This is a genomic window from Leisingera sp. G5_S3_59_S7, assembly GCF_054968485.1.
This window is the reverse complement of record NZ_JBQKUH010000093.1, coordinates 1-10,328: the sequence shown is the minus strand read 5'-3', so window position 1 is coordinate 10,328 and position 10,328 is coordinate 1. Positions and strand designations below refer to the sequence as shown.

General features: G+C 65.5%; 10 protein-coding genes. 7 read left to right on the top strand and 3 right to left on the bottom strand.

Annotated features, from left to right (window positions below; genetic code table 11):
* Positions 1-134: 134 nt before the first annotated feature.
* On the bottom strand, positions 135-788 hold the full coding sequence (gene fsa, locus ACTRWG_RS22030; protein ID WP_027236718.1) for a fructose-6-phosphate aldolase: 654 nt from the start codon (positions 786-788) through the stop codon (positions 135-137).
* 81 nt (positions 789-869) lie between these two features.
* Between fsa and ACTRWG_RS22025 the strand changes: the two genes are divergently transcribed.
* The gene (locus tag ACTRWG_RS22025; protein WP_027236719.1) at positions 870-3,065 is read left to right on the top strand and encodes a primosomal protein N'; all 2,196 of its coding nucleotides are present in this window, start codon (positions 870-872) and stop codon (positions 3,063-3,065) included.
* Between the two features lie 142 nt (positions 3,066-3,207).
* On the opposite strand, the gene ACTRWG_RS22020 is transcribed toward ACTRWG_RS22025, so the two are convergent.
* Positions 3,208-4,269, bottom strand: a complete 1,062-nt coding sequence (locus ACTRWG_RS22020; RefSeq protein WP_259967118.1) for a YeeE/YedE family protein — start codon at positions 4,267-4,269, stop codon at positions 3,208-3,210.
* Positions 4,270-4,433: 164 nt separating this feature from the next.
* Between ACTRWG_RS22020 and ACTRWG_RS22015 the strand changes: the two genes are divergently transcribed.
* The 3 genes from ACTRWG_RS22015 (at position 4,434) to ACTRWG_RS22005 (ending at position 7,127) form a co-directional block, all read left to right on the top strand.
* Complete coding sequence (locus tag ACTRWG_RS22015; protein ID WP_259970674.1) at positions 4,434-5,669, top strand: MFS transporter; 1,236 nt, start codon at positions 4,434-4,436, stop codon at positions 5,667-5,669.
* Between the two features lie 137 nt (positions 5,670-5,806).
* Positions 5,807-6,679 (top strand): 50S ribosomal protein L11 methyltransferase, encoded by an 873-nt coding sequence (locus ACTRWG_RS22010; RefSeq protein ID WP_259957102.1) that lies wholly within the window; start codon positions 5,807-5,809, stop codon positions 6,677-6,679.
* A gap of 103 nt (positions 6,680-6,782) precedes the next feature.
* Positions 6,783-7,127, top strand: coding sequence for a hypothetical protein (locus tag ACTRWG_RS22005; protein ID WP_260028057.1), 345 nt, complete (start codon positions 6,783-6,785; stop codon positions 7,125-7,127).
* A 183-nt stretch (positions 7,128-7,310) separates the two neighbouring features.
* Here ACTRWG_RS22005 and ACTRWG_RS22000 read toward each other — a convergent pair whose 3' ends face one another.
* Positions 7,311-7,529, bottom strand: a complete 219-nt coding sequence (locus ACTRWG_RS22000) for a DUF1127 domain-containing protein (RefSeq protein WP_027236724.1) — start codon at positions 7,527-7,529, stop codon at positions 7,311-7,313.
* 327 nt (positions 7,530-7,856) lie between these two features.
* On the opposite strand from ACTRWG_RS22000, the gene ruvC reads away from it, so the two are divergent.
* The 3 genes from ruvC to ruvB all read left to right on the top strand — a co-directional run bounded on the left by ruvC (position 7,857) and on the right by ruvB (position 10,194).
* Positions 7,857-8,354, top strand: a complete 498-nt coding sequence (gene ruvC / locus ACTRWG_RS21995; RefSeq protein ID WP_027236725.1) for a crossover junction endodeoxyribonuclease RuvC — start codon at positions 7,857-7,859, stop codon at positions 8,352-8,354.
* 13 nt (positions 8,355-8,367) lie between these two features.
* Entirely contained in the window at positions 8,368-9,057 is a 690-nt protein-coding gene (gene ruvA / locus ACTRWG_RS21990) for a Holliday junction branch migration protein RuvA (protein WP_259970670.1), read from the top strand.
* A 105-nt stretch (positions 9,058-9,162) separates the two neighbouring features.
* Positions 9,163-10,194: a Holliday junction branch migration DNA helicase RuvB gene (gene ruvB / locus ACTRWG_RS21985; RefSeq protein WP_027236727.1), complete on the top strand. Its 1,032-nt coding sequence runs from the start codon at positions 9,163-9,165 to the stop codon at positions 10,192-10,194.
* The last annotated feature ends 134 nt before the right edge of the window (positions 10,195-10,328 follow it).

Here is a 10,328-nt window from a genome sequence, read left to right as displayed (position 1 = left end):
CGGACCCAAGCCGCTCCATGCGGCCCGGCGGCAGCCGTGGTGCATGGCGGCGCGGGAGTGCCCGCTCCGCAGCGGCCAAAGAAAAAGGCGCCCGCTGCCGGGCGCCTTTATTCGTGTCTCGTCTGGCAGGGTGATCAGAGGATCTTGATCTCAGCCGCCTTGATGTCGGCCAGGAAGGCGTCCAGGCCCTTGTCGGTCAGCGGGTGGTTCACCATCGCCTTGATCACCGCGGGCGGCGCGGTGATCACGTCCGCGCCGATGCGGGCCGAGTCCAGCACGTGGTTCACCGAGCGGATCGAGGCGGCCAGGATCTGGGTCTCAAAGCCGTAGTTGTCATAGATGGTGCGGATGTCCTCGATCAGCTCCATGCCGTCCAGGTTGATGTCATCCAGACGCCCGATGAACGGAGAGATGAAGGTCGCGCCCGCTTTGGCCGCCAGCAGCGCCTGGTTGGCGGAGAAGCACAGGGTCACGTTTACCATGTGGCCGTCATCGGTCAGGGTTTTACAGGCTTTCAGGCCGTCCCACGTCAGCGGCACTTTCACCGCGATGTTCTCGGCGATCTCCACCAGCTTGCGGCCTTCGGCGATCATGGTCTCCGCATCAGTGGCGGTCACTTCTGCCGACACCGGCCCGTCGACCAGGTTGCAGATCTCCTTGGTGACCTCGATGATGTCGCGGCCGGATTTCTTGATCAGCGACGGGTTGGTGGTGACACCGTCGACCATGCCCAGATCGTTCAGCTCGGCAATGGCGTCGATCTCGGCGGTATCTACGAAGAATTTCATGGGGCAGTCCTTTGGATGGGTTGGCCTCGGTCGCTTCTGCCTTTACCTCATGGGATTACGGGCGGCAACATGGGCAGCAGCATGAGCGGGCAGGAGTTCTTTCAGGCAGGCGAACGGGTTGGGGTTCTGACCACGCAACCCCTTGACCGGCTTCTGGATTACCGCGCGCCGGAGGGCGGCTGCTATCTGGGCGCCTATGTCGAGGTGCCCTTGGGCCCGCGCAAGGTGCTGGGCGTGGTCTGGGGGCCGGGTGCGGGCGATTTCGATTCGGCCAAGCTGCGCGCAGTGATCCGGGTGCTGGATGTGGCCCCGATGCGCAGCGAGATGCGCCAGTTTCTGGGCAAGGCTGCCGACTACACCCTGACTCCACTGCCCGCGATGCTGCGGCTGGCCACCCGCGCGCCGGGCCTCAGCGATCCGCCCTCGATGCGCAAGATCCTGCGCCGGGGCGAGGGGGTGCCCGACCGGATGACCGAGGCCCGCACCCGCGTGCTGGAGGTGCTGGAGGACTACGGCGGCCTTGCCTTCACGCCCAGGGAACTGGCCGATATGGCAGACGTCACGCCTTCGGTGGTGAAGGGGCTGGTCAAGCAGGGCGCTCTGCGCGAGGAGGAAGCACCGCGCGATACACCCTATCCGCATCTGGATCCGGAACTGCCCTCCAAGCAATTGACAGATGACCAGGCCGCGGCAGCGTCGGTTCTGGCAGAGGCGGTGCACAGCGGCCGGTACGGCACGACCCTGCTGAAGGGGGTCACCGGCTCCGGCAAGACCGAGGTCTACCTGGAGGCCGTCGCCGCCGCCCTGCGCGCCGGGCGGCAGGCGTTGGTGCTGCTGCCGGAAATCGCCCTGACCGCCGAATTCCTGACCCGTGTGGAGGCGCGGTTTGGCGCCAAACCGGCCGAATGGCATTCCGGCGCCACCATGACAGAGCGCCGCCGGGTTTGGAAAATGGTCGGGCAGGGGGCGGCGCAGCTGGTGATCGGCGCCCGCTCGGCGCTGTTCCTGCCGTTCCGCGACCTCGGACTGATTATTGTCGATGAAGAGCACGACACCTCCTACAAGCAGGAGGACGGGGTTCTTTACAACGCCCGCGACATGGCGGTGCTGCGCGCGGCGATGTGCTCGGCGCAGGTGGTTCTCGCGTCCGCGACGCCCAGCTTGGAAACCTGGGCCAATGCGGAGGCGGGCAAGTACAAGCGGCTGAACCTCACCTCCCGCTTCGGCGCCTCTGTGCTGCCGGAGATGCGGGCGGTGGACATGCGGTCAGAGGACCTGCTGCCCTCCACCTGGATCTCGCCGACCCTGAAACAGGCGATGAAACTCAGGATGGAGCGGGGCGAGCAATCGCTCCTGTTCCTGAACCGCCGCGGCTTTGCCCCGGTCACCGTCTGCCGCGCCTGCGGCGCGCAGGTGGCCTGCGACCATTGCGACGCGCGGATGGTCGAGCACCGGTTCATGAAGCGGCTGATGTGCCACCAGTGCGGCGAGACCAAGCCGGTGCCCGACGCCTGCCCGTCCTGCGAGGTGGAGGGCAAGATGGCCCCGGTCGGCCCCGGTATCGAGCGGCTGGCCGAGGAAGCCACCGCCCTGTTCCCCGAGGCGCGCATCGCGGTGCTCAGCTCCGACCTGTTCGGCTCCGCCCGCGCGCTGAAGCAGCGGATCGAGGAAATCGCCGCGGGCGAGGCCGACATCATCCTTGGCACCCAGCTGGTCGCCAAGGGCCACAACTTCCCGCTTCTGACGCTGGTGGGGGTGATCGACGCTGACCTCGGCCTGCAAGGCTCCGACCTGCGCGCCGCTGAACGCACCTTCCAACTGATGCGCCAAGTGGCGGGCCGGGCCGGCCGGGCTGAGCGCCCGGGCGAGGCCTTGATGCAGACCTTCCAGCCCGAACACCCGGTGATCCGGGCAATTCTGTCCGGCGATGAGGAAAGCTTCTGGAAAGCCGAAGCCGCCGAACGCCAGGCCGCCGGTGTCCCGCCTTACGGACGGATGGCCGGGATCATCCTGTCCGGGCCGGATCTGGCGGCAGTCTTCGACCTCGGCAATGCCATGGCCCGCAATGACGGCCCCTTGCGCCAGATCGGCGCCCAGCTGTTTGGCCCGGCGCCTGCTCCCATCGCCCGCGTCCGCGGCCGTCACCGGGTGCGGCTATTGGTCAAGGCCCCCAAGGGCGTGCCGCTGCAAGACGCCATCGCCCGCTGGATTGCGCCGCTGCGGCTGAAGGGCGATTTGCGGCTGAGTGTTGATATTGATCCGCAGAGTTTCTTCTGAGCGCAGAATAAAAAGGGGGCTCTGCCCCCGGCCCTCTCGGGCCTCCCCCGGGATATTTGGGGCCAGATGAAGTGCGGACCCTTTATTCATCTGGCTGAAAAAATCCCGGAGCGCGAGGCAGCGCCTCGCATGAGGCCCTGCATCAAACCGCTGCGGCTTCGGCTGGCGTGCGGAACAGGATGCTTGTGGCGACGGCTCCAATCCACATGAAGAACAGCGCAGTCCAGGCCGTCCCCGCGAAGATCGAGCCACCGGTGACGCCGGCGCCGATGGCGCAGCCGCCGGCCAGCATACCGCCGAACCCCATCAGCGCGGCGCCGGTCATCGCCTTGCGCATGGTGGCGGCGTCGTCAAAGGCCTGCAGCTTCATCTCCCCGGCCAGCGCCGCGGCCAGCATCGCGCCGATGAACACGCCGGGCACCAGGCCGATGTCGAATTCCAGCACCGCGCCCCGGTCCAGGAAAAACATCAGCGTATGGGCGGAGGGTCCGGTGAAGGTTGCGCTTTCGATCTGCACGGGGTCAAAGGCCACCTGGCTCAGCGCGTAGGTCAGCACCCAGCCGAGCGCGACGGCGAAACCGACGCCGGAGGCAAAGATCAGCCGCGCCGCGCCGATCCGGTTGCGGCGCGCCAGCCCTAGGGCCAGCGCTGCCGTGGCCAGGCCCAGCCCCAGCCCGCCTGCCTGCGGCAGGCCAAGGGCGGCCAGCAGGTCCAGATTGCGTCCGCCGTCGGTGATCCACAGCCGCGCGGCCCAGTCCCGCGCCGGCGACAGCAGGCCGGAAAGGCTCATCTGCGCCACCACCGCAAAGATCAGCCCGGACACCACCGAGCGCAGGTTGCCGGTTGCCGCCAGCACCAGAAGCCGCCCCGAGCAGCCGCGCGCCAGCACCATGCCGCAGCCGAACATCAGCCCGCCGAGGATGGCGCCGGACCAGCTGCCCGGCACTGCCATCATCCGGGCGTCGGCGCTTTCCATCAGCCCCAGCAGCTGCGCCGCCTGCACCCAGACCACCGCGGTGGAGAACGTCAGGAGCCAGACCGCCACCTTGTCCCCCAGCCGCCCTCCGGCGAACTCCACAGTGGCCGCCCGCAGGCAGAACCGCGACCGCTGGGCCGCGACGCCAAAGACGATGCCCGTCGCCAGACCCAGCAGCGCCGCCGCGGGCGCTTCGCCGATACGCTCAACCAGGGGAACCAGATCCATCACTCACCTCCAAATTCACATGTTTGCATATGTGGTCCAGCAGGCGGACGCTTTGATGCAGATCAGGGAAGGGGGCGGTATGCTTCTGCGCGCTGGTGCAAAGGTTGATGTGCAGCCGCCTGTTGCCTCTCGCCAAACCGGGCGCAGAGGCGTACATCCTGTGCATGTTCAAACCGATGCCCCTGCACGAGGCGCAAGGCCTCCCGTTCTGGCGCCGCCCTGTGACGCTTTTGTTCCTGATGGCGCTGGCGATGCCGATTGCCTTCAATGCCTGGAACGCCCTGCTCAACAACTTCGTGATCGAGGCGGCGCAGTTCGACGGGGCCGACATTGGCCTGCTGCACACGGTGCGGGAGATCCCGGGCTTTCTGGCGGTGGGCGTGATCGCCGTCATCCTGTTTGTCCGCGAGCAGGTGCTGGGGATGATCTCGCTGGTGCTGCTGGGGGTGGCGACGGCCGTCACGGCCTGGTTCCCGTCGCTGGGCGGCCTATTGATGGTGACGCTGCTGAGTTCGATCGGCTTTCACTACTATGAGACGGTAAACCAGTCGCTGCAGCTGCAATGGCTGTCCAAGGAGAAGGCGCCGCAGACCCTTGGCTGGCTGGTGGCAGCAGGCTCCGCCGCGACGCTGGTGGTTTACGGGCTGATCGTGCTGACCTGGGAACGGTTTGATCTGGCGTACAACACTGTTTTTCTGGCCGCAGGCGGGGCTACGGTTCTGATCGCGCTGTTTGCGCTCTTTGCCTATCCGCAGTTCGACGCGCCGCATCCGCAGACCAAGAAGCTGATCCTGCGCAAGCGCTACTGGCTGTATTACGCGCTGCAGTTCATGGCGGGCGCCCGGCGGCAGATCTTTGTGGTCTTCGCGGGCTTCATGATGGTGGAGAAATTCGGCTTCCAGGTGCATGAGCTGACCGGGCTCTACCTGATCAACCTGGTGATCAACATGACCGCGGCGCCGATGCTGGGCAAGGCTGTGGCAATGTTCGGCGAGCGGCGCACGCTGATCTTTGAATACGCCGGTCTGGCCACAGTCTTTGCCGCCTACGGCGGGATCTACTGGTTTGGCTGGGGTGTGGTGGTTGCTGCGGTTCTGTACGTGGTGGACCATGTGCTGTTTGCCCTGGCGCTGGCGCTCAAGACCTATTTTCAGAAGATTGCCGATCCGGGCGACATTGCCCCCACCGCTGCCGTGGCCTTTACCATCAACCATATTGCTGCGGTGTTCCTGCCGGTGCTGCTGGGGCTTCTGTGGGTCTATTCGCCGGGCATGGTGTTTGCCCTGGCGGCGGGCATGGCGCTGGTCTCGCTGTCCCTGTCGCTGCTGATTCCGCGCCATCCGGAGCCCGGCAATGAGACCATTTTCAGCAAATACGCCCGCCCCGCGCCGGCTGAGTGACGCGTCAGTCCTGTGGCGCCCGCTGCGCCGCGCGAACTGCGACCGCGGGCGCTGGCTGGCCTGCAGCCAGGCGGGGGACGCTTGACGCGGGGCGCGCGGCGGCCTAGGCGCTTGCCAACAGTTTCAGGAGCGACGCCATGACCACCTTCACCGCCCTCACCACGCTCACCGGAAAAGCCCAGGCCGAAGCGCTGGGCGAAGCCATGGAGCGGTTGAACCCGGAACCCACCGGTGTCGGCGTGTTTGAGATGGAAGACGGCTCCGGCCTGTGGGAGGTCGGCGGCTATTTCACCGAGAGCCCGGATGAGGCAGGCCTCGCCCTGCTGGCCGCAATGCACGAGGCCAAACCCTTTGTCGTCTCCGAAGTTCCCGAAACAGACTGGGTCGCCCATGTGCGCCGCGAGCTGGCGCCGGTCGAGGCAGGCCGTTTCTTCGTTTACGGCAGCCACGACGCGGACAAGCTGCCCGAAGGCCGCATCCCGCTGCTGATCGAGGCCGCGATGGCGTTCGGCACCGGCCACCACGGCACCACCCTGGGCTGCCTCAAGGCGCTGGATCATCTGCTGGATCAGGGGTTTCGTGGCGAAAAGGTGGCGGATATCGGCTGCGGCACCGCGGTGCTGGCGATGGCCGCCGCACGGGTTTGGGACGGCACCATTCTGGCCAGCGACATTGACGAGGTGGCGGTGGACGTCGCCGAGGCCAACCTGAAGGCCAACGGCATGGAGGGCGCGGTCACCTGTCTGGAAGCGGCCGGTTTCGATCACCCGGATTTGCAGGCGCAGGCGCCCTATGACCTCATCTTCGCCAATATTCTGAAGGGGCCGCTGGTGGCATTGGCTCCCGATCTGGCGGCGAATCTGCGCCCCGGCGGCTATGCGATTCTCTCCGGGATCCTGAACGAACAGGCCGATGATGTGGTCGCGGTTTATGCTCAGAACGGCATCAATCTGGACCAACGGGACGAAATTGGTGAATGGACAACGTTACTTCTGCGTAAAGCAGGTTGATTGACTTAAGTTTGCGGCGAATTTGAATGGTTTGCCGCATTTTCGCCTCATTTCGAGCCAAGAATAAGCCATCCGCTGGTGGGGGCCAGTTCGGAGGCTCGTAATGGGCGAACATCGTGATCAGTTCCAGGCGCGTTTGAAGCAGATCAACCGCAAGCATGAAGCCTTGTCTGGGGGCTATTCGGCAAGGCTGCGGGCGGATGGTCTGCTGGTGGTGAACCCGCGCCGGATGCAATCCCGGATTTCCGCACGCACGCTGATTTTCTTCACCGCGGCGTTCCTGCTGTTCAAGGGCTTCCTGATGGCAGCCCTGGGCTTTGGCAGCTATGACGAGAGGGTGCGGCGGCTTGCGGACGGCAGCGGCTTGGAACGTGCAGGTGCCTTCATCATGCAGGCCGACCCGGTATCCGTCTTTTTTGCACAAAAGATCGGCCCCGTGCTGCGCTGACGGTGCAGTCAGCGGTTTGGCCGCAGAGAGGCCGCCGGCAGGGGGGGCTGGCGGCCTTTTTCCGTTCTTGCCTGATCAAGCGGGATCTTGCGGGGGCAGGCAACAAAAAACGCCGCGGCCTTTTCAGGTCCGCGGCGTTTCCCTATTCGCCCCGAGGGAGGAGGCAGGGCTGAAAAAGGGGTCTCAGAAGACGGATTTTCCGCTGGCGACGCTTTCGATGTCGCCGCGGCACATGCCGATGTCGGCCAGCTCGCGGTCGGACAGGCCGGACAGCGCATTGCGGGTCGCGCGGGCGTCGTTCCAGGCGGCGAATGCGCCGGCAGCGCTGGCTACCAGATCGCCGATGCGGCCAAACAGGCCGGTGGAACCATAGGTGGTACGGGTGGTGTCAAAAGCGGCCATATCCTTGTCCTCTGATCTGGTGTTGGCTGTCTTCGCGTTGTTGCGATGGCGGGCATCTAGTGGGGAACATTCAGTGCGGCAAGGCCCGAATTTGCATGTGTCGTATGCAGTTTGCGCATAGCTTAAAGCCTTATAAACAAGGGCTTTCCTTCCGGCTGGCGAAATCGCCGGAAAATGTCGTTCCCGCCTCTGCAGAGGGTCGGTTTCAGACCTCGGCGGCGCCGCTTTGCAGCATTCGGATGAGGGAAAGCAATTGGACATGTTCGCGTTTTGTGCTAGCCGTTGGAAAAATAATTTTCGGACAAGCAGGCAGGGGCCGGGCACATCATGCGGATTTTGGGAATTGATCCGGGGTTGCGGAACCTCGGATGGGGCGTGATCGAATCGCGCGGCACCAGGCTGAGCCATGTTGCCAATGGCGTCTGCACCTCCGACGGCGATGACCTGGGAGAGCGGCTGCTGTCGCTGCACAACCAGGTCACCGAGATCATAGAGGCTTTTGCCCCCGACCAGGCGGCGATCGAACAGACCTTCGTGAACAAGGACGGCGCGGGCACTCTGAAACTGGGCCAGGCGCGCGGCGTGGCGCTGCTGACGCTGGCCAAGGCGGGGCTGCCGGTAGGCGAATACGCCCCCAACCGGGTCAAGAAGACGGTGGTGGGCGTAGGCCATGCCGAGAAGGAACAGGTCATGCATATGGTCAAGCTGCAGCTGCCGGGCTGCCTGCCCAAAAACGCCGATGCGGCGGATGCGCTGGCGATTGCCATCTGCCACGCCTATTACAGGGGCACGCAGCAGCGCCAGCTGAAGGAGAAACGCGCATGACGGGCAGGCAGGCATGATTGGCAAGCTGACAGGGCGGCTCGACTACCGGGCGCAGGATCACGTGCTGATCGACGTGCGCGGCGTCGGCTACATCGTCTATTGCTCCGACCGCACCATGGCGGCGCTGCCGGGCACGGGGGAGGCTATCGCGCTCTATACCGACATGGTGGTGCGCGAGGATCTGATGCAGCTTTACGGCTTCACCTCGCTGGTGGAAAAGGAATGGCACCGCCTGCTGACCTCTGTGCAGGGCGTCGGCGCCAAGGTCTCGCTGGCCATTCTCGGCGCTCTGGGGCCGGACGGGGTGAGCCGCGCGATTGCCCTTGGGGACTGGGCATCGGTTAAGGCGGCCAAGGGCGTCGGTCCCAAGACCGCACAGCGCATCGTGCTGGATCTCAAGGACAAGGCGCCAGGCGTTATGGCGATGGGCGGCACGGTTGTGGATGCGATGGACGGCCCGGGGCTGGAGGTGGTTGATGATGCCGATCCCGGACCTGCCGCCAAACCGGCCCGAAGAGCGCCTCCGAAGAAGCCCTCAGGGGCAGCGGCTGCCTCTGCCGGGGCGCTGTCGGCCTTGGGCAACCTGGGCTATGGTCCCTCGGATGCGGCTGCTGCGGTTGCCGAGGCTGCGGCGACCTATCCGGACGCGGATGAAGCAGAGTTGATCCGCGCCGCGCTGCGCCTGCTGGCGCCGAAGGGATAAGAAAATGCCTGCAAGCATATGCGAGATTTTGGATAGGGCGGCGCCCGGCCCGGCCTACCGGCCGGGCCGATCTGCAGAAAAGTTGAAGCACGCGGAGTACCGCAGATGATTGACGCCGACCCCGCCCTGCGCCCCGAACCGCTGCCGGAAGACAGCGCTGCGGAAAACGACCGCGCCCTGCGTCCCCAGGGCCTTGGCGAATTCATCGGCCAGGCCGAAGCCCGCGCCAACTTGCGTGTCTTCATCGAAAGCGCACGCCGCCGCGGCGAGGCGATGGACCACACGCTGTTCCATGGCCCGCCGGGCCTTGGTAAGACCACGCTGGCCCAGATCGTCGCCCGCGAACTGGGGGTGAACTTCCGCATGACCTCCGGCCCGGTGCTGGCCAAGGCCGGCGACCTGGCGGCGATCCTGACCAACCTCGAATCCCGCGACGTGCTGTTCATTGACGAAATCCACCGTCTGAACCCGGCCGTGGAAGAGGTGCTCTACCCGGCGATGGAGGATTTCGAGCTGGACCTAGTGATCGGTGAAGGGCCGGCCGCGCGTACCGTGCGTATCGAGTTGCAGCCCTTCACCCTTGTCGGCGCCACCACCCGCATGGGCCTGCTGACCACGCCGCTGCGCGACCGGTTCGGTATTCCGACCCGGCTGCAGTTCTACACAATTGATGAGCTGTTTGAGATTGTCAGCCGCAACGCCCGCAAGCTGGGCGCGCCGGCCGATGACGCCGGCGCCCGCGAGATCGCGCGGCGCGCCAGGGGCACCCCCAGGATCGCCGGGCGGCTCCTGCGCCGCGTGGTGGACTTCGCGGTTGTCGAGGGCGATGGAACCATCACCCGCGAGTTGGCCGATGGCGCGCTGACCCGGCTGGGGGTGGACCAGCTGGGGCTCGACGGGGCCGACCGGCGGTATTTGAAGCTGATCGCGGAGAATTACGGCGGCGGGCCGGTGGGGATCGAAACGATTTCGGCCGCCCTCAGCGAGAGCCGCGACGCGCTGGAAGAAGTAATCGAGCCATATCTTTTGCAGCAGGGGCTGATCCAGCGCACCCCGCGCGGCCGGATGCTGGCGCAAAAGGCCTGGACCCATTTGGGAATGGCGCCGCCGCGCAGCCAGAACGACCTGTTCGGGTAAAAGCAGCGCGCACCACCATAAGTTGTGTCAGTGATGCTGCCCAAATGTTTCGCGCGCGAAACATTTGGGCAGGATGACTGACCTATTTGCGAGGCACCGATTTCTATTCCAGGCAGGCGCTCCCGCCCACCGCC